We start from the raw sequence: 25340 nt of genomic DNA on the forward strand, positions 1-25340 counted from the left end.
TAATACAATTGCAGTGTTTCTATCTATAAAATCACATCCAACTTTTATGTCCCAAAATTTTTCAATTTATTTCTCTATTTTCAAGAATCTTGAGTTAAAAGCTACAATTATGGTACTTACTGACATTAATATGGCCCCTGCTGCGGGAGTTAATATAATTCCATATGCAAAAAGAATGCCTGCAGCGATTGGAATTGCAAAAACATTGTATCCAGTTCCCCATAGTAGATTTTCGATCATTTTACGGTATGTAGATTTTGCAAGCTTAACTACATAAACAGTATCAAGAGGATTGCTCCTTACCAAAACAACATCGCCAGCTTCAATGGCAACATCAGTCCCTGCACCGATTGCAATTCCCACATCTGCCTGTGCAAGTGCAGGAGCGTCGTTAATACCATCTCCAGTCATAGCAACAATTAATCCTTCAGATTGGATTTCTCGAACTTTTTGGGCTTTTTCATGGGGTAAAACCTCTGCATAATATTTATCAAGGCTAATTTCCTTTGCTACCCACTCTGCAACCTCTTTTCTATCTCCTGTAATCATTATACATTGAATATCCATATCTTTTAGTTTTTGTACTGCTTCTTTGGACTCTTCTCTTATAATATCTGCAAGTGCAATTGCTCCTTTAAGCCTGCCTTCAATAATTACAAAAATGATAGTTTTTCCTTGAAAGGAGAGTTCATTTAAATTTTCATTTGAAATAGGGATGTTCTTTTCCTTTAAGTATCCTGGACTAACCACTTCAACTTTTTTGCCTGCGATGATTCCTTGAACTCCTTTTCCCGGGATTGCTTTAAAATTTTCAACATTAAAAGTTTCCTTTGCAGATTTTATGACTCCCTTTGCAATAGGGTGTTCAGAGTAGGATTCAAGTGAAGCTGCATATTTTAAAATCTTATTTTCACTGTATTCACCCAAAGGAAGGATGTCAGTCACGCCGAATTTCCCATGTGTAAGTGTACCTGTTTTATCAAATACTATGGCATTTATGTCTCTTGACTTTTCAAAAGATGCGCGATTTCTTATTAAAAGCCCATTTTGTGCAGATAATGCTGTTGAAACCGCAACAACAAGTGGAACTGCTAGTCCAAGTGCATGAGGACATGTAATTACCATTACAGTTACAGCCCTCTCCAGCGCAAACTCAGAGCCGAATGAAGTAAAGATAAACCAGACTAGAAATGTTAAAAATCCACCGCTAAGGGCAACTACAGTAAGTCCTGTTGCGAAGCGGTCCGCTATATTCTGTGTATGTGATTTACTTTCTTGAGCTTCTTTAACAAGGTTTATAACCTGTGATAAAAATGAGTCTTTTCCTGTTTTTTTAATTTCAACTGTAATAGATCCATCTCCATTGACTGATCCGCCGATTACTTCAGCATTAACATCTTTAAAAACCGGCTGTGATTCACCTGTAAGCATTGATTCGTCAATAGAAGTGTTCCCTTTAATAATTTCACTGTCTACAGGGACTTTTTCGCCGGGTTTAATAAGCACATGATCTCCAACCGATAATTTATCTAATGGAATATCCATGGTACTTCCATCATCCATTAGTTTATGGGCACTTGACGGCATGAGCTTAACCAGCTTCTCAAGAGCTCTGGAAGCGCCCATCACAGATCTCATTTCCAACCAGTGACCTATAAGCATAATATCAATTAATGTTGCAAGTTCCCAGAAAAATACTTCGCCCATGAGACCAAAAACTACTGCACTGCTGTATAAATAAGCGCTAGTAATTGCAACGGAAATTAATGTGTCCATTCCTGGAACTCGTAGTTTTAGTTGATTGTAAAACCCTTTAAAAAATGGATAGCCGCCATAGAAATAAACAATGGAAGATAAAATAAATAAGACATATGAATCTCCTGGAAATCTAATTGATGTGCCAAATCCAATTAATTCTTGAATTGTAGGGGATAAAATGAGTATAGGTACAGTTAAAATTAATGATATCCAGAATCTTCTTTTTAAATCTTCAAGCATACCTTTATGGGCATGCTCACCATGTATTCTGTGTTCCTCTTCCATTTGCTGGCCACAAACAATGCACTTACCCTTTTTACCATGTTTTTCATGATGCATATGTTCCATTTCATGGTTAGAATCATCTTGATTAATTTTAACTCCTCCGATGATGTCCTGAACTAGTATAATATAATATGTAAATTTAGTATTATAACGGTTTTGTAGAATATCCTGCGGATTCATTTAAAAAAGAAGAATTTTAATTTTTTAAAGATTAAAAATAAAAATAGATGAATTAGGATATTATTTTCCTAAAACACGATTTAAATGATAATTTAAATCTCATTTGACTTATTCATATTCTTTTGCAAGGTTACTTTGATACAGGTTGTGGTAATATGATTTGGTGCTTGAATTGACTTCCGTATAGTTTTCGTTGAGTAAACCATGGTTGTAGTAATATTGTAACTGAGAAGCGTGTCCTAGTTCAAAGTTTCTATAGGGGTTGTTGAAGTATGGGGTGAGCATTCCTGAAATCATGTAGATATAAGCAGGAATTATCCCGTATGTTTTTGTTAGTACCTGGAAATATAATGGGAATCCATCTCCAGGTTCTAAGACCGGATTACCAATTCGAACATTTCCATGATAAGCCATTGGAATTGGGCCTTCCTGGCCGTGTTCTTCGGCAAGTTCATTTACATGGGCCATCATCTCGTCGTAAGTGTCGTAAACATGACCGTCAGACATGTACTTATATCTGCCGTCTGGAACACCAAATAAAGCTACTTTAAACGAGTCTAAAAAGTCAATATGATTTAAACTTACTGAACCTGCACCTTCAGTGTCGATATAGGCTACTTCAATTATGTAAATATCCCCTTCCTGGTAACTACGATAATTGGAACCTCCATACATGTGTACAATTAAACCTACTTTAGAACCGGTTTTATTAACCTGCTGTGCAAAAAGCTCAGAGTGGGGATGTCCTGGATAAAAGTCAGGGTTAGATAATTTAACGAATGAAAGTCTTCCTAAAGGCTCAATAGGGCCGTTTGAAACTGTAATGTAAGAGTAACCTATAATGAGGGCTAAAATAGCCAGTGCAATTAACCACCATTTCATTTTTTTTCTCCAGTAAAATTAACAAAGTCATCTAAATGGAATTTATAATTGAAATTTTCCATTTATGTAACTATTTTTCAATGTGATTTACATATTATAAATTTTAAATTAGCGCTCATGTTTAAATGGTTGTGCCGATGTTACTTTGAATTTTTATGAGTTATATGGTTAAGTAAATTACACTCTTCCAAATATAGTTTCATATAATTAATTGATATTATAATTTAACATAAAGCATGAAGTGTGCACATGATCATGGACATGGGCGTATTAAATATGAAGTAATTAAATTTAGATTTTATATTTATAAATCTTTCTAATTTTAATAATAAACTAATTTAATTTCTTAACTGCTAAATGCAGAAATAAGCTCTTAATTTAACTATTTTTTATAAAGTGATGGTGTCCAAATAGTATAATTAAGTGAGAGAATGTATTTTTGGATAGTTTACATTTACATTTTTAAATTATGAAATTGTAGGATATATAAGTTGCTAAACTGCATTTTTGACATTTATCTTCCCTAAATCAGTTAATAAGGTATTTAAAATTAGAATTATATAAAAAAATTATATAAATAATTAATATGCTTCAAAATGTAATTTAAGGGGGAAATAATTAATTTCTGAGGTCTTTTACAATTTTTCCATCTTTCATTACCAGTATTATGTTATCTGGATTTCCAAGAGACTTTATATGGGCAATAGGGTCCTTTTTACAGATTATAATATCTGCTAATTTGGAGGCTTCAACTGTACCAATTTTGTCCTCATATCCAATGCATTCAGCGGCGGTTTTAGTCCCTGCTACTATAGCTTCTTCTGCACTCATCCCCATATCACATAAAAAGCCTAATTCCTCCAGATTAATTCCATGGGACACAACACCGCAGTCAGTACCCATTGCAATGCGAACACCAGCTTCATAAGCTTTCTTTATATTTTTTTTATGTATATCAACTATTTCAAGGGCTTGTTCTATTCCCCATTCAGGTAACTCGCCTGCTTCAGCAAGTTTTTTGTTATGGTGCATAACTACAAATGTCGGCACCAGGTATGTGCCCTGATCTATCATCATTTGAATTGCTTCATCATCCAGGTAACTTCCGTGTTCTATTGAATGAGCACCTGCTTTAAGGGCATTTTTAATCCCTTCAGCCCCATGTCCATGTGCCATTACTTTTATGCCCTCATGATTTTCCCCTTCTTCCACCACAACTTTCAATTCTTCCACTGTAAATTGTGTATGTTCTGGCCCGTCATTGGCACTCATAACTCCGCCTGTGACCATTACTTTAATAAAATCTGCTTTGCAGCGGATTATTTCCCTAACTCTTTTACGCACTTCTTCCACACCATCACAGATATGTTCGGGGAGACCTGGGTAAGAAATTTTAATATCAAAACCCGAAGCACGCCAGAAATCAAAATGGCCGCCGGTTATAGAAAGGGGCATTACACTGATCAGTATCCGGGGGCCTAGTATCAATCCCTGTTCGACTGCCATTTTAACGCCTAGATCTGCAAGGCCTGCATCTCTTACAGTGGTTACACCTGCTTCAATTGTTTTCCTGCAGTTTTCAGCGCCTTTATAGAAATAGAGTGAAAGGGGATCGTAGAGCGTATCTTTATCTTTAAACCCGTTTGCCATTAAGTGCATATGGGTGTCTATGAATCCCGGCAAAATGAACATCCCGCCGGCGTCAACCCTTTTGATTTCCTCCTCAGGCAGAGAAATCGAGTTTTCCTCACCAACTTCAACAATTTCGTTATCTTTAATTAAAATAGCTGCATTGAGGAGAGGTTCATCTCCAGTGCCGTTAATTAAAGTCCCGTTATGGATAAGAGAATATGCTGTCATTTTTTGCCCCGGTTTTTACATATAATTGCCTTCCAAATCAGAGTAAAACAAATTATATTATGGTGCTCATTGAAATTAAAATTTTTGATACAATTATATTTCTAAAGGATGTATAGAAATAAAGCTATTTATGGGGTTTTTGTGGTAATTTGGGCATTATGGATTGTTTATTAACTAGTATGGTCTTTAAGATAAAATTATTTTCATGATACTGATGATTCTGGTTTTTTTATAGTTTTAATAGTACAAAATAATGCTATTCTGTAGATGTTCTTCTCTTTTTAAATATACATAGAAGCTTAAAATTATTTTTTAATTGATTTAGAACAAGAATATCTAATTATTTATGAACAGAGAATATAATTCTTTCCATTTATCTATAATAGTAAATAATATTATTATCATCTGGAAAATACTTATTTAACATAAAGAAAGGGGAGATAATTTGAAGAAAATAGCACCAATTCTAGTTTTAATTTTAATCGTAGCTGTTATTGGAATTTCTGGATGTATTGATAGTTCTTCAACTGGGCAAGCGATAGATCCTGTTCAGGACATATATTTAGATCAAATAACAAGTCCATATCAACAAGATGGTGGATGGAGTGTTAATGCATGGATAACAAGTAAAGCTCAAAAGTCATATGCAAACATTACATTTATAGCCACAGGTTATACTGTGGATAATGAAGTTATAGGAACGGATAAAGTATTTGTACCAACTTTAGATAATCAATATCAAAGTACAGGATGCGAAGCAGATTTTCCTAATGCTAAGAAAAAATTAGATCATATTACAATACAGGTTATAAACGCAACACCAATAAGTTAAATCTTTTTTACCTTCATTTTTTTATAGGTATTTGTTTTAGTGCCTTTTCGGCGTCTTCGTAGGTTACAATGGTTCTACCGTCTTTTGCAGCGATTTCTTTTGCTATTTCGCCAATTTTTTCAAACCTAGTTTTAAATTCATCAATTAAAAGAAGAACATCGAGAGATGTATTTTGCAATTTTTCGATTTCATCTGATTTTGTAACGGTTCTTTTTGTTTTTATCATATTTTCTATGAGTGCAGCGGCCAATTCGTTTTTAATACTCTTCATTTCATGTTTCAAATCGCTATTTTTAGCTTTACTCATTCCAAACACCTTTTCAAACTATACTTTAAACTACTTATTTTTAACTTGTTGCTTTGTTGCTATATAATAATAAGTAAACATATAAATACTTACTTGATGCTTTGAAGAAAAAAATAAGTACATATTCAAAAACATATTTTATAATGTCGCGAGAATCAGAGGAAATTAAACAATTAGAGAAGAACTGGTCAGAATCAGAAAGAATCATGGTTAGGGGTATGGTAACCAAAGAAGCTGCAGAATTCCTTGAAAATGAAGCGTTTAAAGATTTTGGAATGATGAAAAAAGGAGCTATAGGGATGGAGCTCACTAAATTGATTTTGATTGCGCGTGACTGTATAAAGAAACAAGAAAAATAACTTTATTTTTATTTAAGTAAAATACAGCTACTATTTTTCTTATAATTAAATTTAGTACTTTTCACATGGAAAAAAGTTATTATTTGTTTTAAATTAAACAAAAAGGAATTTCTCCTCCTTTTTCAACAGTATTCTATTTTAAAAACTAAAAGGCACTAATGATCGAGATCATTTAAGATCACGGTCATCCTTAACTCTTTTTAAGAATTAGCTTATTTCTGTATTTATAAAATAGTAACTTTTATACTTACTTTAAATAATAACAGCAATAGGTGTTATTATGAGTAAATATATGGACTCATTGAATGCATATTTAAAAAAACCTAATGAAACTTATTTGATATGTAAAGGTTTGGTAGATCATATTGATGTTCAACATATTATGGAATTAACAAAAGAATATGAAGAGACAAAAGAAAACGGAGATTTAGTTAATCAAAAATATTATTTAGAAATTATTTTTTCAGAAGTTGAAAAATTATCTCCTGAAATGAAAGATAAGCTCAGTAAAGCATTATGCATCTTAAGTTTGGAACTTACAATATTGCTACTTAATGATCATCAGTATCAAGATGCTATAGATCGTTTAGAATTAACAAAAAATATGTCAGGATATGCGAATCTTGAAACTATAGGGAAATGTTCATTAAATAGACTTCTTTCTTATTCTAAGTTACTTTTGGGCTTAAGTGATGAATCTAAAGATCTTATACTTGAAGCTAAAGAATTAAACCAGAAGCTGATTAAAAATGCAGGTAAAATAACTTCTGGAGAGTTAAAAAAGGAAATTTTAGATGATAAACAAATCATTGAAGCATGGGAAAAAGACAATATTAAAACTACAATTGAATTTGAAATTCCTTTTCCATTAATAGTTACAGATGAACCTATTGAATTTGAATATGATGATGTCAAACATATTATAGAAATAGAATTATTTGAAAGCCCCGTAAGTCCTATTCCAAGTAAAGGATGCTTTGCTGAAATTGTAGAAGATAAATATGGTCTTGCTATTAGATCCAAAGTAAAATTAACTTCATTTAGGTATGTCAATCCTTATGAAATAATTGAATTAAAAATTTTAGCTCAAGATAAAAAGACATCAAAGGCAATTCTTGAAACAATTAAAGTGATGAATTTTTTTATTGAAAGATACAGAGTTACTACTAATAATTATTGGTTAGAAAATATTTTTCATAAGATGATTCCTAATTATAAAGGTATGGTAACTGCGGGGAATATTAAAATACATACTATTAGGAACTTTCATAGTCAAAGGATTAAAATTAGCTTAGGAAATCCATGGTTATCCCAAGAAAAATTAGAAGAACTTATGAATAATCTTAAAAAAGATAGATTAGATTTATGGAATTCTTTATTACTTGATGCGAAAGATTATCTACTCCGTAGAAATTATAAAGAAGCAATTTATGCTATTAATGGAGCATTTGAAAACTATTTAATGTTAAAGGCACAGGAAATTTTGAGTGAAGCTTGGGGTAACAAAAATGCTATGGAATATTTGGATGGTATACCTGACTACAAATATCATAAACTAAAAAATTGTATGGATGAAGAAACATTTAATAAAGCTGTTAAAAAGGATTTGATAGCTCCATATGTTCCTTCAACTTATCAAATACTGAAAGAATGTAATATTGTTCGTCCTTTTCCCATTTCTCGTAAAAAATTGAATAAATTAGTTGATAAAATAAGGAAAAAAAGGAATGAAGTAATGCATGGAGATAACCTAAATGAAGATTTAGAAATAATAGTGTTTGAAGCGATTAAAAGCTTTGAAGATTTCGTTAAATTATTTGATTAACCTTAAATTAGAATATATATTAGTATAGATATATTCTCAAAATTAGGGTAAACAAATTATGGATAATTTTTTTATTTTAGGTTTTCGTACTCATTAAAATTGAAATATAATAAGTTACTTTTCTAACGCTCTAACTCAAGAAGCTTAAAATAGAATTTAAATGATTTAATTAATGATTGATAAAAGCGGTTTCAAACTAAATAGAGTAATCTCACCTGAAACCAAATATATGCACCTTATGGAAGCAATTCAAGAAGCTGAACTTAGATTTTTACTTGCTAGTTTGAAAGGTGAAACTTTTCATGTTTCTGGAAAAGGCCATAACTAGATTCAATTAAAGTTACCAAAAAATAGATTTAACGCTTTTTTGTGAAAGTTCTCAAAGTAATACTAATACAAATTAATTACTTCCATTTTTAATACAAAGATGGGCATATTTATATAACCTCAAACAAACATACATGAAAATGGTGTGTATATATGGTTATTTGTAGTAATTGTGGGGAGAAAAATGATGATTCCGCTAAATTCTGTCAAGAATGTGGAACTCCTTTAACAAAAGACTTGAAAATAACTAAAGATGAAAAAAATGGACATAAACATTATATTTATGCTTTAACAACGATTATGGGCGTTATTTTGATTATATTGGATTCATTAGGGATAATTAGTAATCTCTTATTGGTCCCTTTAGGTCTTATATTAACAATGGGGGGATTAATTAGACTATTTCCAAAAATAATTAGACCTAAAGCTATCTTGATTGGATTAATAGCTTTTTTTGTAATTCAAAATATATTGTTCATATTGTCAGTCATGTATATTGGCCATTTATCCATCTCTGGGCAGTTTAGCATATTTCTTATTTCGATACTGATTAGTGGGTCTATGGCTGGTTATTTTTCGGGTAAAAGTTATTTGAATGGATGTATAATCGGTTTAATAATAGGAATGGTCTATTCAATTGGATTTACAATGGATTACTATTCTTTTATAGGTGGTTTTATGACCTTAACAATATTTGGATTAACCGGCGGTCTAATCGGAGTTGTAATATTCAGAAAAAATCATAGTTACAAAGTTTTAGATTAAATAAAATAAAAATATTGGATATTTTTTTGCATGCGGATCCTATCTATTATGTGATGTATCTAATTATTAATAGTAAACATTAAAAAGTGATATTCCAATGATAAATATAGCAATTATTGCTATAATTGCGATGATTGGGCCAAATTGCTTTGTTTGTTTGACACGTTCGTAATCTATTTTTCCAGGGAGACCACCAATAAGTGACATCCCTGGGAATTGTATAAATCCGAGCAATATGGCCGGTAATTTATTGAATCCATCTGGAGATTCTATGATTGAAAATAAGACTGCTGCTATTAGCCCCATATAAATACTATATCTTATTTTTTTGTCTTTACTGAAATAAGTAGCTATAAAACCTCCAAGTATAAATGCAAAAATAAACATAGCATTTCCCACTAATGGGGGTGCATCAAACACTAAGGGAATCATAACCAATAGGAGGGTCACAAATAATCCCAAAATTATAGATATGAGCGGGTGAAGTTTCATAAATTAAATTCTTCCTATTTTTTACATTAATCTTTTGGTTCTACAGATAATATATGAAAAATAGTGAATCATTACTAAGACAATTAAAAAGACTATTTAAGAAACCCTAAAACGAGCTCATTCTAAAAATTAAATAAGAATTCAAAAAATAAATCAAATCTATTACAGTCCTACTTTTTTAGTACCATAAAGTATGATATCTCCAAAATTTAATAATAAATAGAAGGGCGGTACAGCACCTCTATTTAATGCCCTTAATATTATTTTAGAGAAATTCGCGCTTCCATTATTGAAAATGAATTTAATTGTTTTCTTATTTAGGGGTATACTTATGGTATACGGGTATATTTATAAAATTGTAAATTATAAAACGAATAAAGTGTATATTGGCCAAACTACAGGGAAACCAGATAAAAGGTGGAAAGACCACCTTAAAAAATTGAGAATGAATACGCACCACAGCCGCCATTTACAAAACAGTTTTAATAAATATGGAAATGTTTTTAATTTTCAAGTTTTAAACTACGCCACATCAAAAAAAGCATTAGATAAGCTTGAAATGGATTATATTGCCAGATATAAAAGTACTAATCAAAAATACGGCTATAATATGTTAATTGGCGGTGGAGGGGTAAGACACACCCCTTCAATGAAAAAACATAAATCTCTACTTTTAACTAGAAACAACCCCATGAAAAACCCGGAAACAGCTAAAAAGATGGGTGAAACCGTCAGAAATAGCGGAATTGTAAATGGTAAAAATAATCCAAGATATAGGCAGGATCTCCCAGATAATTCTTATTTAACATTTTTATATTGGGATTTACTTTTGACATTGATGAAATAGCAAAACTGTATGATACTCATGCCTCGACTATACAGCGCAGATTACAAAAGCATGGTACGGTAATTAAATCTGAATCATTAAGAAATGTTAAAGGATTATGCAGGCTTAGCAGGTATAATTTTAGTTATAGGGAAGTAACCGATGCTCCAATTATTATAAAAGATTATCCTGGAGTTAGCAGGCATAAATCGGGAAGATGGGTTATTGCGTTTAGTATTAACAAAAAACAGCATAAATTTGGTTCTTTTTTATTAAAGGAAGATGCTATTTTTGAATGTAAACGGTTAAGGAAAGAATACGGCGTAATGTTGTTATAACTTTTATTTCATCTTTTTAAACTAATTTGAATATTTAATACTATTAACAAACACCTCTAAAATAAAATAACTATTTTTAAGATTGTATATTAAAATGATAAGTCGTATAAAATGGGTTAGAGATTAATATCCTGATTATAATATTGGTTTTAGATTATTGGATAATAAAATAATTTTACTACGGAAAGTGTTAACTAATACTTCTTTTCCATGGATATATGATAATACTAATAGTTCTGCCGATGAAAAATCCCACCTAAATGGATATAATCTAAAAAAATCATTATGCATGTCGTTGGGTCACTAGAACTATTTTATTTGATTAGCTAGGGGAATATAAATGGATAAAAGACTATTGGTGATCTTGGTATTTGTGGTTATTGGGATGGCTGTTCTTACTTATGGCTACACTCAACAAGATCAGAATACAATACAAAGCAGTGTGATTCAAAATGACACAATTCAAAATGCAACACAGAATAATACAACTCAAAATAGTGAACAAAAAGATGTAAAGGGCACTTTAAAAGATTATGATGCAACAATAACTCAAAAAGGACCCAGTACTCCTCAAAAAAGAGGTACAAGTGTATCTATATCTTACACAGTAACAAATAAAGGGAAAAAGACAATTTATGATGCAGAAGTAGGGGCTCAAGAATTTGATAGATATATTGGTACTTTGAAACCGGGCCAAACTAAAAAATATACATACATGGAGTATATACCGACTGATAAAGACTTAACAGAGTGGTTTGAAGGAAGTAATGTTAAATTGACAGGTTCATTGGAGTTAGGAAGCATTATACTTACTTTTAAAGATGATAAGGGCGTTTTACATGGAGTACGTTCTAATCAGATTTCAATAAAACTGTTGAATTAATCCGATTTTTTCTTTTTTATTGCTTTGAGGTATACTATGAATGAAAAGCTGATGGCAGTCTTGGTGTTCGTAATTCTAGGAATGGTTGTTTTAACTTATGGTTACACTCAACAAGGTAATTATACAAAGCAAAATAACACAGTTCAAAATGCAACACCTAACGGTACAGTTCAAGATAATGAAACAAACGTAGATGGTGCAAGATATAATGATGTAACCATAACTCAAAAAGGGCTTAGAACACCTCAAAAAAGAGGTACAAGCGTGCCTATATATTATACAGTAACAAACAACGGGAAAAACAAGGTATATGGTGTTGAAGTATGGTCTCAAGATTTTGGAAAAGATATTGGTACTTTAGATCCTGGCCAAACTAAAAAATATACATATATGGAATATGTTCCAACTGATAATGATTTAGCATCGTGGTATGATAGTGGTGTTAAATTAAACAGCCAGTATACAATTGGTGGCATTTATCTCAGTTTCAAAGATAGTAAAGGTGTTATACGCAGGGTGCAGTCTAATTCAATTGAAATAAGATTATTGAATTAATTCAATTCTTCTTTTTTTTTAAACTTGATATTTTTCAAATCAAAAATCAGACAATTTACTTATTTTTTTTATTTATTGGCGCTTAAATTTGTAAATATATGGGATTTTCCTGTATTAACATGTTTTATATGTAGTTATCTTTTAAATTACAATCTCAATCCAGTTAATCGAGAAATCACCGTCTTAAATTGAAATCTATATAATAATTTATAATACTGCTGGTTATCAAAAATAGTAATATAGAATCATTAACAAATAATACTACAGTACGGATCGGTTGGTGATTATATGCTGGATTTGGGGATAAAAAAAAGTGGTAAAGAAAGGACTGAAAATTATGCTGTTAAATATTTAAATGAATTAGTGCCTCAAGAAGAAATTTCCGGTGAGATTTATGTGGGGGATATTAAAAAAAGAGAGGTCAAAAAGAAAGAGATAAATGAGTTTTATATAATAATAACAGACCATGATACTCAGGTTAAATGGATTTGTGGGCTTATAACTTCTTATTATCCTGAAAATGGCACTATTTATGGTGAAAGGGGAGGAAGGGTCTACAGTTTTATTGACAGTTTAAATCATGTTGTTAATAAATCCATGACAAATTTGGAAGATAGTTATTCAGTTGACTTTGAAACTTTTAGAAAATCTGTTAATGATAATATCTCTCGGGTCACGGTTAAAGCTGTTGCACCATCGAGTATAAATGCTAAGGCGGTTAATTTAGAAGTTATCAGTGTTCAGCTTAAAGATAACCCAGAAACCCAGAGGGCGTCTACTCTGCTAGATATCACTGATGAATATCCACAGCTTAGAATGGCAGTTACTAACATTATGGATAGAAAAGAAAAAGTTACCCGTGAAAGTATTGCTGCTGAATTGAAATCTTTATTTGACAATAATGAAATGGGAGAAAGAGAATATAATCACGGGTTAAAAGAGCTTGATAAAATGAATAAAGGGGGATAAACATAAAATTTCATTTTTATTTACATTTTTAACTTTATTAATGCTTTTATTTTCATAGAAACTAAATATTTTGTCATATTTTATTTTCCATATAATTTTATGTTATTTAACTCTATTTAATTTATTAATAAATCAATTTTATCAGTATTAAAGTCTAAATAATGTATGTTAACTTTCAATTACAACTTAAAAGGTTATATAATAAACTAATCTTATTTTGTGGCTTTAAGACAATTAATATTAATTTAGGATACTGCTTCTTTGATGTGTGGAGTTATGAATCTCATATGATAAAAAATAATAACTAAAAAAAACAAATTGTTCTTTATCAACTTGATGTATTTGATTGATTTCTTATCTTTAGATAATGAGTAATTCATTATTTTAATTAATTAAAATATAAATTAAATGATAAATTCATACTATTGGCATAAGATGGCAATGATAATAATTATTATTTGATTTGAAGGGGAAAAATATGTCTAAAGAGATTTTAAAGCTTTATGGGAAAGTAAGAGATGATTTAAAGTTTCTCACAGCTTCTGATGTTAGAACAAGGATTATTATAACTTTAAATGGTGGATTAAAAAGTTTACGCGACCTTAAAGACGAAACAAATTTGAGTTCAGCAACTATTTTACATGGAATGAACCAGCTCGATGAAAAAAATTTCATACTTAAACAGTCTGGAGGTTATTCCCTTTCTCAAACCGGCAAAATTGTCGCAATTCATTTAATAAGCCTCATAAAAGCTTCCACCTCTCTGGGAGAACTTGAAAAAATATTTTTAAGGCATGAAATAGAGGCTATCCCTGAATATTTGCTTGAAACTATTGGTAGTTTAAAAAACTCGGTAGTAATTGAGTCTACACCTACAGATGTTATGAAACCCCATACTGTTTATGCCGAACTTTTATCAAAGGCCAAAGAGATTAATTACATATCTTCAGTCCTTCTTCCTCAAAAAATAGAGATGTTCGAGGATTTACTGGAAAGCAGTTCACTGCAGCTTATGGTAACACCGGAAATACTGGATAAATGGATCGAAATAAAGGGCAGAGAAAACTTAAAAAAAGCGACTGAAGAAAAAGATTTTAAAATATGGAAGATAGATGATGCAAGAATGTCTTTTACAGTAACAGATAAATTTATTGCACTGGGCTTGTTTTCAACTGATGGAATATACGATCTTCATAAATATTTAATAGATGAAGATGCTGAAGCGATTGAATGGGGAAACCGACTGTTTGAACATTATTTAAAGAAAGCTGAAGAGGTTAAACTGTAGTTTAACTGGGTTAAGGGTTAAAATTAAAAATCATCGGAGTGTATTAATAAGATGAAAGTTACTCGGATTTTGATAATAGAAGATAATTTTAAAGATGTCCGGTTGATACAGGAAATGCTTAAGGAAATTCCTTCATTTAGTTTTGAGTTTAAACATGTGGAACGTCTGGATGAAGGACTTAAATCTATTAAAAATGATGAATTTGATGTATTATTACTTGATCTTAATCTACCGGACTCCTTTGGGATTGAAACATTCATTGAAGCATATAAAAATGCCCCTCATCTGCCCATTGTAATATTGAGCGGTGCTGCTGATGAGGAAGCTGCATTGGATGCAGTACATGAAGGAGCTCAAGACTATCTGATGAAAGGAGAAGTTGATGGTAAATTACTGACACGTTCTATATTTTATGCAATTGAAAGGAAACAGATAGAAGAAGAGCTGGTAAAACACAGGGATCATCTGGAGGAACTGGTTGAAAAGCGTACTCTTGGACTGAAAGAAGCAAATAAACAACTTAGAATAGAAATAAATGAACGTAAACGGGCAGAAGAAGAAATTAGGGCATCTCTAGAGGAGAAAAAGATACTTCTCGACGAAATTCAAAGCAGAATTCAAAATAGTCTGCAGACAATTATAAGTATAATAGACAGTGAATATTTGCAAAATGGATGTAAGAATTCCAATGAGTTTAATCAGGAAATTGAAAACCGTGCAAAAGCTGTTGAATTAATTAATGAAAAGCTTTGCCAGTCTGAGGATTTTGCAATGATTGATTTTGCAGAGTATATTATAGATCTTACAGATTATTTATTTGATTTCTATGGGGTCAATTCTAATTTAATCAATCTTGAGACGGATATTGAAGGTATACCCCTTGATATTGATGTTGCAATTCCATGTGGCCTTATTATTAATGAGCTTGTTACAAATTCTATTAAACATGCATTTAAATCTGAAATTAAAGGGAAAGTACAAATTAAATTCCATTCCAACGATAAAACATGGTTAAGTGTGTCTGACAATGGTAGTGGTCTCCCTGAAAGTTTTGAACTTGAACATGCAGAAACTTCGGGTTTAAGACTTGTAAATAAATTAGTAAAACAGCTTAATGGAAGAATTGAACTTAATGTCAAGGGCGGAACTGAATTTAAAATTGTTTTTTAATTTTTTTAACCTTTTAAAAATTCATTTAAAACATTTTAATTACTCTTATTTTTAAATACTAACTTTTTTAAGCCTATTTTTTCCAAAAAGCCACAGCTTAAAGAAAAATATATTAGGGATTATTAATAAAAATATAGTATAAATTAATAATAAAGGGGGTGAGAACTATGATAGTTAGCTGGAGAGCAGTAATCATAGGGGCTATTATAGCCATAGTACTTGCAATAATTTTTGGAATGGTTTCTCTCATTTATGGTCCAATGATAGCAGTGTTAATAGCAGGTATAGTAGTGGGATACATGGTTGATACAGATATAGTAACAGGAGCAGTGCATGGTGGAATAGCAGGCCTTATAGGAGGAATAATAGCCTTAATACTGGGATTATTAATTGGTTCCTCATTTGGTTTAGCCGGATCAATAATAGGTGCAGCTTTAATAATTGCATGGATAATTGATATTATTGTAGGTGCAATTGGAGGCATTATAGGTTCTGCAGTAACTGGAAGAAAAATGTAATTTTTTTTATTCTTTTTTTAGATATTAATGAAATAATCTCGTTTTATGGGAATTAACCATCTTTTTTTATATGATGATAGTCTAACTACAGTTATATTTTAATTGAGGAATTAACATGGTAAACTGGAAGGCAGTAATTATTGGTTTTATTCTCACAGTTATTTTTACTTCAATTTTAAACCAGGTTATTGGAAGTTTTGGTTCATATATTGGTGTTATAACCGCAGGTATAATTGTAGGGTACATGGTTAATTATAATTGGATGAATGGAGCTATTCACGGCGGATTAATTGGAATTCTTGGGGGGATAGTTGCTGTAATCATTGTATTAATTGTGGGGGGAGGGCCCTATATAATGGAATCATTCGGTGTTCTTTTACTGGTTGAGATAATTGCTGATGTAATTTTAGGCGCGGTTGGGGGAGCTTTTGGAGCTATGATAACGTAAATAAGTTGTTTTGAATTATCATTTTAAGTGATCAAATAAAAAATTGAAATTCAGGTTGTTTTTTAATTAATTAGAGAATATTTTAAGTATTTAAGAAGAAAATACAAAGTGTAACTATATTAAAAACTAAGGAAGTCAAAACATGGTCAACTGGAGAACTGTAATTATTGGTTTCATTTTAGCGGTAGTATTATCTGAATTTCTGGGATTCATTGGATTAACCATTGGGGCAGCTTTTGGATCAAATGGGGGCAATACTGGACAAATTATTGGATATCTTTTAGCAACCATATATGTTGGTTACAGTATTGATGGGAATTATATAAATGGCGCAATTTATGGTGCAATTATAGGTTTCATTGGGGGATTAGTATCTTTAATTGTTACAGGAGCCATTTTTGGAACTTTTGTAGTAACCACTGGTTCACTAACAGTTTTAGTGCTAGAATCAACACTTTATGGTATTATTGGGGCCATTGGCGGTATTATTGGGTTCATCATCAGCGTGTACTTCTCAAGAAAAGAAGAGCCTGCAGTTTAAAATCTTAAAATAGTTATGAAAACTGTTTTTTTTATTTTTTTATAGATTAACTTTTTTAAAGGTTTAAAAGGTTAATTTAGACATGTAAACAGGGTTAAATATTTTCAAATATATCTTGGGACTAGTTTAACTGCATGGCATGTATTTTGTTAAGTTTGGATATAGATTTAAAAATAAATAAGAAATGTATTAATATTTAAACATAGATAAATGAAAATGGGTGAAATGATGGTTGAAATAAAATCGACACCCATAATAAATGGTATAATCTTAGCAATAATACTGGCAACGCTCTTTAAAATGATATCGGGATCATGGGGCGAATATGCAGGTGTACTTTTAGCAACGATATATGTAGGTTTTTCTGTTAGTGGAAACTATACAAATGGCACAGTTCATGGTGCACTAGTGGGTACTATAGGGGCAATAATCGCAGGAATCTTTTCTATTATGGGTTTTAAAGCGTTATTGGGAATAATGGAAGCAGCAGTTGGGTTGGATGCAATGATTTTATTAATCGTTATCTGGACAGTTGTTGGAGCTATTGGTGGAACAATAGGGGTCATTATAAAAGAATCAGGAACATCAAAAGAAAAACCTGTAACTTAATAATATCAGATATAACCTTTAATTAACTGAAAATATCTTATTTTTTGTTTTAATTAATCTAAAATAAAATGATTTTAAACTGAAAAACGTCTTTATTGGATTTATAACTACATTGATGTGGTATGATGCAGGTGCTTGGGCATATCTGCATTTTAAGAGGTTTGCTACATGTATTAGAACCAATAATTGCCGGTTTCCTTGTTGTGTATATAAATGATATGTTATGTGGATAATATCATAAATAGAAATATTTCAAGCGGTTTGGCGGGCTTTGCAGCGGTATTTATAATTTTGGGCATAAGAGAGCTAGTCCCTGTTTTTAGAAGTTATTTAGAACTGTTAATTGTTATTATGGCTATCTGTGCAATTAGGGCATTGTAATTGGTGCAGTACTTGAATTAATCGGGTTGGATCTTAGGAACATTGGCTAAGGGGCAGATTTTGAAAATAGAAGCTTAAATTAGTTATATTAAGTTATTATCTTATATTTTTCATTTATTTTTTAAAATTCATTATTAAACTAATGGGATTACCCTGTAGCAAAATAAGTATTTTAGGGATTAAGGACATAATGCATACTGACTCAAGATTGAGGTGATAAAATGACTGAATGGACAGCTGTTGGAATAGGTGGAATAGTGACTGCTGGTTTAACTATTGTTCTTGCCCTTGTGTTTTTCCCATTGTTCTTTTTAGGGCCAATAGTGGGCGGTTTTTTAGCAGTTTATTTGATGAAAAATGAATTTGAAAGTGGTATAATAAATGGCGCTTTAGCGGGAGTTATTGGTGGTTTAATAATTGGAATTCTCTCACTATTTGGTATTGGGATAATAGCTGCCGTAATAGCAATTTTAGCGGCACAAATAGGACTTGCAGTAGGAGCACTGGGAATTTTAATTGTAATTTTCTTTACAATACTTGCAGTGTTCATATGTGGAATTCTTTCTGCTATTGGCGGAGCTATAGGAGAATATGTACAATCTGCAGGTAGAAGAGGATATGAAAATTATTAAAGAATGAATCCTTAAATTCATTCTTACTTCTTTTAAAATAAGTATATTGATTTAATAAGTCAAAATCATAGTTCAGTTTATTTTTATAATGCCCGAATCAGCATCAACTTCAACAATATCTCCCTCTTTTAAAATATTTAAAATATCTGCATCTGGTTGGTCTACCATGGGTATTTCTGCCATTATTGCGCCTGTTGCAATAATAGGTTCAGCTTTTAATGATATTATCGCACTGGGAGCGGTTTTATTTTTTGCCATCTGGAATATAACATAAGATCCTACAGTGGATCCTTTTCCAGAGGGAATTACAAGAATTTTTCCACTTATTTTTTTACCGTACAATTCATGCTGTGAATCAATTATAACTCCTGTTTTTGGGTCTACTCCACCTAAAAAACTTATAGAATCTTTTGTAACTATAACTTCTCCCCGGGCATGTCCTTTAGAAATTTTTCTACAATTTATAACCTGTTTTTGCATAAAATCACGTTTTAATCAGTAAAATAATTATATGAATCAATTTAACGGTTTAGTTAAATGTATCTAATATTTAATCAAACAAAATTATCTAGTATTTTATCTGTTTTATAGGTAACTTTTAACTGGCAACACATAAATCAGCGGTTTTAAGGATGTCTAATATGAAGATTCAATTCAGCGTTATATCCAATAATTAAAAAGAAAAATAAAGAAAAAATTAAATAATGATTTTACTGTAGTTCTAACTTGATCCCGCCGATTTTTGGCCTTAAGAAGTTATATATCAATGCTAAAATTGCATATGCTATAAATGCACCTACCATGAATCCGATTGTAAATCCGGCCAGGAACATAACTCCTATGATGGCAACTCCATATAGTGCGCTGATTATAACTGCGATTATTCCAATGATAATTCCGCATATAGCTGCAATAATTGCAGTTATTAACGCCAGCTGTACTGGTGCAACTGACAGTATCTCATACATATTTTCTGCATCTGCTGTAAATTCAAGCTTAATTCCACCAACCCTTGGCGCTATTAAGTTGTATAATGCAGCTAATATTACATTTATTACAAATACAATTACAAATGTTGTTATTGGCAGTATTATAATGGATAATATAGATCCTATAACTCCAAATGTTCCTAATGAGGATATGCTTTCTGCAGTTACATTTGTCCCGTTTAGCGGCAGTGAACTTGCTATTTGTGATACTACAGGGATGTATGCTGCAACTAAAGGCATAACAATTAAGGCAATTATAAGTACAAAAATTGCTGAAATGGTAGAAGTTATTAGTGCAAACGGCATCACTGGAATCGATTTTATTTCCCTTAGATCTTCAAGTCCAAGTTTAATTCCACCAAGTTTGGGGACTAATAAATTGTAAATTAATGCAAATAAAAATGACTGAAGGACTCCTAGAACAAAGCTGCCTACCGGTGAAGAAACGATAGATGCAATGTAAAACCATAGTGCAGTTGAGTTAGCTGCAGTTGGTGAGATTGCAAAGGGTATTAGTCCTAAAATTAATGTAAATATTGCATACAGGAAAGCCCATACTGCATTAATAGATGATGTCATTAATGTGTAAGGAACAATTTCAATTGATTTGATTTCTTTAATGTCGACCATGCATTTACCTCCAAAATCTTTGAGTGCCGTACAAACGAAGCTTGCAAAAAACAAAGTTTTTGCTGCATCGAAAATCGTAGATTTTCGATAGTTTCGTGGCTTCGAGACAAAGCTTGCGAAACTCTGTTTCATGCATTCAAAAGACTTTCAGTCTTTTGATGCTTTGAACACTTGTGTTCAAGGGCTCCGAAATCGGAGCTAACAAAACCTTTGGTTTTGTGCGTTCAAAATTCGTAGAATTTTGGAAGATTTCGAGAACTCCAAAAAACCTTTCAAACGTTTTCAATATGCGGAAAACATAGCTGTCGAAAATCTCTGATTTTGACAGTTTTCCTCAAACTCATTTTAAGTTATTCTAATTTGTAATTATTCACTGGTTTATATAACATTTTCTTTAATTTTAAAATCATTTAATTGAATTTCAAAGGTGATATTTAACTAAAAAATATGCTAAAAGTTATATAAACTTAAAAAATAGGATTTAATGTATTACCAATTTTAAAATTAAAAAATAAAAAAGTAGGGAATTAATTTATTCAAGTTCCAGTTTAACTGCACCAATTCTTGGAGCTAATGCATTGTAGAATATTGTTATCAGCGCGGTTCCTATGAAATACATTATGAAATAACCAACTATGGATGCTATTAGTGCTCCAACTCCTCCAGCTACGTTTCCATTTGCACTGAGTGAGGCTAGATCTGCAAGTCCTCTGAGAAGCCCAAATATAGTGAAAACGATTGCTACAGCCAGTGATGCTGGTACAACAGGTATAGAAGTCAGGTTTTTCAATGTTCCAGTAACTGCATCAAAGTTTAACTGTATTTTAGAAACTTTTGTGGCTATATAGTTGTAGAATATCGCTGCTAATGCATTACCAATAAATCCAAATATAAACGCCATTATTGGCAGTCCAATAATGAGGATTATGGCTAAGAATACTCCTCCTGCTGCTACAGCCTGTCCTGTAGGGATGGTCATGTTTGTAGCATTGGTGGCGTTGGCAATAGCCTGTGATACAACTGGGATGGAACTGCTTAAAGCTGTAAATACTGGTGTAATTGCAGCTGCTAAAAATACTCCTATAATAAAGGCCCATATTGTTTCTATGGCTGCTAATATTAGTGAAAACGAAACTACAGGGATATTTGTTACTTCATTTCCTTCTAATCCTAGTTTTATACCACCTAATCTAGGTGCTAAACCATTGTAAAGCAGTATAGTGAAGAAACTTATAGCTAAGTATATAAAGAATGCTGCTATGGGATATATTATAATTAAAGCGGCTCCTGCGGATGTAATAACTGATCCAAAGACACTAGCTTGAGGGACTAAGGCTGCTATGATTCCGAATGCGATTAAAGTTATTATAGCTGCAATAAATGCCAGAATTGCATGTATCGATGATGACATCAATGTGAACGGTGCTAATTCCACAGATTTAATTTCTTTTACATCTACCATTTTTTTACCTCCTTTTAAGTTCTAATTATACTTAGTTTATATTTTGTGACATTAACATATATTTTTTTCTATTTGAATCCTGAAATAACTCTCTTTGTTGAAAAATTAGTGGAGTTAAGGATAAAATCATGTCTCGGGTGCTTAATTAAAATAAACAATTTAAAAAAACTAAAATGGTGAGTTAATATGAAAATGAGTTTCTAAATAAATTGGAAGTTAAATAAGTAATGCCTGTAATAAACAATAAAAAAAGAAATAATATGGTTAGAACCATTCTTTTGAGGCTTCCAGAACATTATCTACTATTTTAACAGATGATCCGATGTAAGTGTGAGGATCCATTATTTCTCTAATTTCAGCCTCTGATAAATACTGTTTAATTTCATCATTTGTTAAAACTGTATCCAGCAGTCCCGTATTTTTTTCGTAAGCTTCCATTGAACAGTCTCTTGCCAGGGCATAAGCTGTTTGCCTTCCCATTCCTCTTCTTGTAAGTTCTGCCATGAATCTTTCTGCCATTATTAGTCCGTGGGTACAGTTAAGGTTTCTTTCAATGTTTTCTGGATAAAAGACAAGATTGTTGAGTAATTTGTTTGTTAGATTGAGTATGTAATCTGTAAGGATACATGACTCCGGAAGAATTATTCTCTCACAGGAAGAGTTTGTAAGGTCTCTTTCATGCCATAATGGGTTGTTTTCAAGTGCAGGAGTAACGTAAGAACGTATTACTCTGGATACTCCATTGATTCTTTCTGCTGTAATTGGATTTCTTTTATGAGGCATTGTGCTGCTGCCGACCTGTTTTTTAGGGTCGAATTTTTCCCCAACTTCCTTAATTTCAGTCCTTTGAAGACTTCTAATTTCTACAGCAATTTTGTCAAGGGTACTTGCTATATTTGCAAGGTCCATAATGAATTCTGCGTGGTTGTCCCTCTGCACGATCTGGTTTGAGATTAAAACTGGTTTAAGGTCTAAGATTTCAGATACTCTTTTGTGAACATCTAAACCCTCTTTACCGAGCGCTGCTATAGTACCAACTGCACCAGTTAGCATACCGACGCATAAACGGTTTTTACATTCGTCCATTCTTTCAATCTGCCTGTGGAACTCATCCGCCCATAATGCAAATTTCATACCGTAAGTTAGTGGAAGTGCATGCTGTCCATGGGTTCTTCCAATACAAACAGTATTTTTATGTTCTTCAGCTAGATTAAGAAGGGTTTTAGTAACTTTAACCAGTTTTTCCCTTAAAATTTCTATTGATTCTCTAAAAAGAAGTGACTGTGATGTATCGATTATATCATTGGAGGTTGCTCCAAAATGAACATATTCTCCTGCATCTCCTTCACATGCTTCTGCAAGAGCTTTTACAATGGATGCAATATCGTGATTGGTTTGTCTTTCAATCTCTTTTACTCTTTCCAGTGTAACATATTTTGTATTTGCTTTTTCTCGTATCTGGGATGAAGCTTCCTTTGGAACTAATCCAAATTCAGATTCTGCTTCTGCAAGTGCAGCTTCAACATCGAGCATTTTTTGAAGTTTATTTTCTTCTTCCCAGACATTTCGCATTTCTTCTGTTCCGTACCTGTATTCAATAGGGTGAATTGCCATGTGTATCTCTCTAGTCTAAAATTTTTTAATTAAGTTGATACTGTAAAACGTAGTGCTATACAGATTACTCCTAGTAGTGCACTTCCAATTATGACCTGTTCTGGTGTTAATTTAGGTCCTCTTGTTTCTTCTTCGAAATACCTTACAAGGCCGGCTCCACTTGGTGGGAGACTTTTTTTATCTTTTTTTGCCATAAAATCACCGATTAGCTTTATTTATATTATGAAAATTAATTCTAATTTGATATTAAATATATCATTAAATTAATTTAAATGTTATATATCCTATAAATTTAGGGATATAAATATTTAAGAAATATTCTAATTTTTTCTTAAATAGTTTCAATAAAACATTACCATACTTTTTTATAAAGCTATATAAAAGTTATTTGAGATATTGCTCCTTTCTTTTGTATAATAATTAGTATTAGATGTTTATTTTTAATCGCATGCCTTTGTTTATAATCTATTTGTAATTCCGCGTTTTTATATGGTGATTTATCATAAATTCCATTTAAGTGGAGATCATCGATTTCTTCGGTAGGGGTATGCTTGATAGTAATGAATAATAACTATAACACTGTCCTTTGATTTATTATGATTTTTTAATATGGTTTAAGAAAAAACAAAAACATTTATAAACAATAACCGACAGTTATCCTAAATTATGACCAGTGGTTTTATAAAATATTTACCATTGGTTATAAATTACCTAAAGTTTAGGAGGTTGAGGAAAACCTATGGTTTTTCGAACTTTCGAAAATCTGTCAAATCTTAAAAAAATCTTTGATTTTTCATGTTGAAAAATGCAAAGCATGCAAACACTTCGTGTTCGCTGCTACAAAATCGAAGCTTACAAACTTCTGGTTTGTTCATTCGAAAGCAGAGCTTCGGTGCCCCGAAAATCTGTGATTTTCGAGAGCTCCAAACCCGAAGGGTTTGAGAGATTTTGTAAATATCTTTCTAACTTTGATTTGACGTTTGCGAAACTTGTTTCGCAACTGCAAAAATTTAAATTTTTGCACGCCACAAAAATCAAAGATTTTTGTAGACTTCGATTTTCGAATGCCCGAACATTTATGTTTGGTGGCCTAAAATCAAAGAATTTGGAGGTAATAATATGAAATTTGGTATAGAATTTGTTCCAAATGAACCTATAAGCAAAATAGTTAAATTAGTCAAATTAGCTGAAGATGTAGGTTTTGAATACGCGTGGATTACAGACCACTACAACAACAAGAACGTGTACGAAACCCTGGCATTACTTGCCGAAGGAACTGAAACCATCAAAATGGGTCCTGGTGTAACCAACCCATATGTAAGAAGCCCAGCAATAACTGCTTCTGCAATTACAACACTTGATGAACTTTCAAACGGAAGGGCTACATTAGGTATTGGTCCTGGTGACAAAGCAACTTTCGATGCATTAGGAATTGAATGGACAAAACCAGTAAGCACAATTAAAAGTGCAATCACCATGATGGAAACATTAATGGCTGGTAAAAAAACAGACAGCGGTGCACAATTAGGTGGTACCAAAGCTGTTCAGGAAAAAATCCCAATTTACATGGGTGCACAAGGTCCTATGATGCTTAAAACCGCTGGTGAAGTATCTG

Annotated in this window: 29 protein-coding genes; 19 read left to right on the forward strand and 10 right to left on the reverse strand. The window is 31.8% G+C overall.

The features are described 5' to 3' along the window. Positions 1-66 precede the first annotated feature (66 nt). The 3 genes from ASJ80_RS15810 to ASJ80_RS15820 form a co-directional block, all read right to left on the reverse strand. Positions 67-2106: a copper-translocating P-type ATPase gene (locus ASJ80_RS15810; protein ID WP_069584020.1), complete on the reverse strand. Its 2040-nt coding sequence runs from the start codon at positions 2104-2106 to the stop codon at positions 67-69. Between the two features lie 225 nt (positions 2107-2331). Next, positions 2332-3105 (reverse strand): hypothetical protein, encoded by a 774-nt coding sequence (locus ASJ80_RS15815; RefSeq protein ID WP_069584021.1) that lies wholly within the window; start codon positions 3103-3105, stop codon positions 2332-2334. 618 nt (positions 3106-3723) lie between these two features. After that, positions 3724-4965, reverse strand: coding sequence for a metal-dependent hydrolase family protein (locus tag ASJ80_RS15820; protein WP_069584022.1), 1242 nt, complete (start codon positions 4963-4965; stop codon positions 3724-3726). 445 nt (positions 4966-5410) lie between these two features. Here ASJ80_RS15820 and ASJ80_RS15825 point away from each other — a divergent pair, with 445 nt between their 5' ends. Then, entirely contained in the window at positions 5411-5797 is a 387-nt protein-coding gene (locus ASJ80_RS15825; protein ID WP_069584023.1) for a hypothetical protein, read from the forward strand. 13 nt (positions 5798-5810) lie between these two features. On the opposite strand, the gene ASJ80_RS15830 is transcribed toward ASJ80_RS15825, so the two are convergent. Further along, positions 5811-6104, reverse strand: coding sequence for a hypothetical protein (locus ASJ80_RS15830; RefSeq protein WP_069584024.1), 294 nt, complete (start codon positions 6102-6104; stop codon positions 5811-5813). Positions 6105-6247: 143 nt separating this feature from the next. On the opposite strand from ASJ80_RS15830, the gene ASJ80_RS15835 reads away from it, so the two are divergent. The 4 genes from ASJ80_RS15835 (at position 6248) to ASJ80_RS15845 (ending at position 9380) form a co-directional block, all read left to right on the forward strand. Further along, positions 6248-6463 (forward strand): hypothetical protein, encoded by a 216-nt coding sequence (locus ASJ80_RS15835; protein WP_069584025.1) that lies wholly within the window; start codon positions 6248-6250, stop codon positions 6461-6463. Between the two features lie 280 nt (positions 6464-6743). Further along, complete coding sequence (locus ASJ80_RS15840) at positions 6744-8288, forward strand: hypothetical protein (RefSeq protein ID WP_069584026.1); 1545 nt, start codon at positions 6744-6746, stop codon at positions 8286-8288. Between the two features lie 172 nt (positions 8289-8460). Next, the gene (locus tag ASJ80_RS17245) at positions 8461-8616 is read left to right on the forward strand and encodes a hypothetical protein (RefSeq protein ID WP_176720260.1); all 156 of its coding nucleotides are present in this window, start codon (positions 8461-8463) and stop codon (positions 8614-8616) included. A 152-nt stretch (positions 8617-8768) separates the two neighbouring features. Next, positions 8769-9380, forward strand: a complete 612-nt coding sequence (locus ASJ80_RS15845) for a zinc ribbon domain-containing protein (protein ID WP_069584027.1) — start codon at positions 8769-8771, stop codon at positions 9378-9380. 66 nt (positions 9381-9446) lie between these two features. Here ASJ80_RS15845 and ASJ80_RS15850 read toward each other — a convergent pair whose 3' ends face one another. Next, on the reverse strand, positions 9447-9872 hold the full coding sequence (locus ASJ80_RS15850; RefSeq protein WP_069584028.1) for a hypothetical protein: 426 nt from the start codon (positions 9870-9872) through the stop codon (positions 9447-9449). Between the two features lie 331 nt (positions 9873-10203). Here ASJ80_RS15850 and ASJ80_RS15855 point away from each other — a divergent pair, with 331 nt between their 5' ends. From ASJ80_RS15855 to ASJ80_RS15910, 13 genes are all read left to right on the forward strand, one after another. Further along, complete coding sequence (locus ASJ80_RS15855) at positions 10204-10719, forward strand: GIY-YIG nuclease family protein (RefSeq protein WP_069584029.1); 516 nt, start codon at positions 10204-10206, stop codon at positions 10717-10719. Next, positions 10689-11036 (forward strand): hypothetical protein, encoded by a 348-nt coding sequence (locus ASJ80_RS15860; RefSeq protein ID WP_069584030.1) that lies wholly within the window; start codon positions 10689-10691, stop codon positions 11034-11036. Before ASJ80_RS15855 ends, ASJ80_RS15860 begins: the two co-directional genes overlap by 31 nt. Positions 11037-11376: 340 nt before the next feature. After that, positions 11377-11919: a hypothetical protein gene (locus ASJ80_RS15865; RefSeq protein WP_069584031.1), complete on the forward strand. Its 543-nt coding sequence runs from the start codon at positions 11377-11379 to the stop codon at positions 11917-11919. 36 nt (positions 11920-11955) lie between these two features. Further along, on the forward strand, positions 11956-12474 hold the full coding sequence (locus tag ASJ80_RS15870) for a hypothetical protein (RefSeq protein WP_069584032.1): 519 nt from the start codon (positions 11956-11958) through the stop codon (positions 12472-12474). A gap of 288 nt (positions 12475-12762) precedes the next feature. Then, entirely contained in the window at positions 12763-13443 is a 681-nt protein-coding gene (locus ASJ80_RS15875; RefSeq protein ID WP_069584033.1) for a hypothetical protein, read from the forward strand. A 478-nt stretch (positions 13444-13921) separates the two neighbouring features. Then, positions 13922-14731, forward strand: a complete 810-nt coding sequence (locus tag ASJ80_RS15880; protein ID WP_069584034.1) for a helix-turn-helix transcriptional regulator — start codon at positions 13922-13924, stop codon at positions 14729-14731. 51 nt (positions 14732-14782) lie between these two features. Then, positions 14783-15901 (forward strand): response regulator, encoded by a 1119-nt coding sequence (locus ASJ80_RS15885; RefSeq protein ID WP_069584035.1) that lies wholly within the window; start codon positions 14783-14785, stop codon positions 15899-15901. A 167-nt stretch (positions 15902-16068) separates the two neighbouring features. Further along, positions 16069-16419 carry a DUF5518 domain-containing protein gene (locus ASJ80_RS15890; RefSeq protein ID WP_069584036.1) on the forward strand — a complete coding sequence of 117 codons (351 nt, stop codon included), beginning with the start codon at positions 16069-16071 and terminating at the stop codon, positions 16417-16419. A gap of 115 nt (positions 16420-16534) precedes the next feature. After that, positions 16535-16867: a DUF5518 domain-containing protein gene (locus tag ASJ80_RS15895; RefSeq protein WP_069584037.1), complete on the forward strand. Its 333-nt coding sequence runs from the start codon at positions 16535-16537 to the stop codon at positions 16865-16867. A gap of 142 nt (positions 16868-17009) precedes the next feature. Next, the gene (locus tag ASJ80_RS15900; protein WP_069584038.1) at positions 17010-17408 is read left to right on the forward strand and encodes a DUF5518 domain-containing protein; all 399 of its coding nucleotides are present in this window, start codon (positions 17010-17012) and stop codon (positions 17406-17408) included. A gap of 228 nt (positions 17409-17636) precedes the next feature. Then, positions 17637-18017, forward strand: a complete 381-nt coding sequence (locus ASJ80_RS15905) for a DUF5518 domain-containing protein (protein ID WP_069584039.1) — start codon at positions 17637-17639, stop codon at positions 18015-18017. Positions 18018-18230: 213 nt separating this feature from the next. Further along, positions 18231-18398 carry a hypothetical protein gene (locus ASJ80_RS17250; protein WP_176720261.1) on the forward strand — a complete coding sequence of 56 codons (168 nt, stop codon included), beginning with the start codon at positions 18231-18233 and terminating at the stop codon, positions 18396-18398. Between the two features lie 221 nt (positions 18399-18619). Further along, positions 18620-19030, forward strand: coding sequence for a DUF5518 domain-containing protein (locus ASJ80_RS15910; protein WP_069584040.1), 411 nt, complete (start codon positions 18620-18622; stop codon positions 19028-19030). Between the two features lie 72 nt (positions 19031-19102). Here ASJ80_RS15910 and ASJ80_RS15915 read toward each other — a convergent pair whose 3' ends face one another. The 5 genes from ASJ80_RS15915 to ASJ80_RS15935 form a co-directional block, all read right to left on the reverse strand. After that, entirely contained in the window at positions 19103-19510 is a 408-nt protein-coding gene (locus tag ASJ80_RS15915; RefSeq protein WP_069584041.1) for a DUF126 domain-containing protein, read from the reverse strand. Positions 19511-19740: 230 nt separating this feature from the next. Continuing rightward, entirely contained in the window at positions 19741-20649 is a 909-nt protein-coding gene (locus tag ASJ80_RS15920; RefSeq protein WP_069584042.1) for a DUF3566 domain-containing protein, read from the reverse strand. Positions 20650-21181: 532 nt separating this feature from the next. Further along, positions 21182-22111 carry a hypothetical protein gene (locus ASJ80_RS15925; RefSeq protein ID WP_069584043.1) on the reverse strand — a complete coding sequence of 310 codons (930 nt, stop codon included), beginning with the start codon at positions 22109-22111 and terminating at the stop codon, positions 21182-21184. A 264-nt stretch (positions 22112-22375) separates the two neighbouring features. Then, positions 22376-23725 (reverse strand): adenylosuccinate lyase, encoded by a 1350-nt coding sequence (gene purB, locus ASJ80_RS15930; RefSeq protein ID WP_069584044.1) that lies wholly within the window; start codon positions 23723-23725, stop codon positions 22376-22378. Positions 23726-23754: 29 nt separating this feature from the next. Further along, positions 23755-23919, reverse strand: coding sequence for a preprotein translocase subunit Sec61beta (locus ASJ80_RS15935; RefSeq protein WP_069584045.1), 165 nt, complete (start codon positions 23917-23919; stop codon positions 23755-23757). 925 nt (positions 23920-24844) lie between these two features. On the opposite strand from ASJ80_RS15935, the gene ASJ80_RS15945 reads away from it, so the two are divergent. Then, a partial coding sequence (locus tag ASJ80_RS15945; RefSeq protein ID WP_143747737.1) for an LLM class flavin-dependent oxidoreductase occupies positions 24845-25340 on the forward strand: 496 nt, incomplete at its 3' end.

Source organism: Methanobacterium bryantii, from assembly GCF_002287175.1.
Classification (GTDB): domain Archaea; phylum Methanobacteriota; class Methanobacteria; order Methanobacteriales; family Methanobacteriaceae; genus Methanobacterium_D; species Methanobacterium_D bryantii.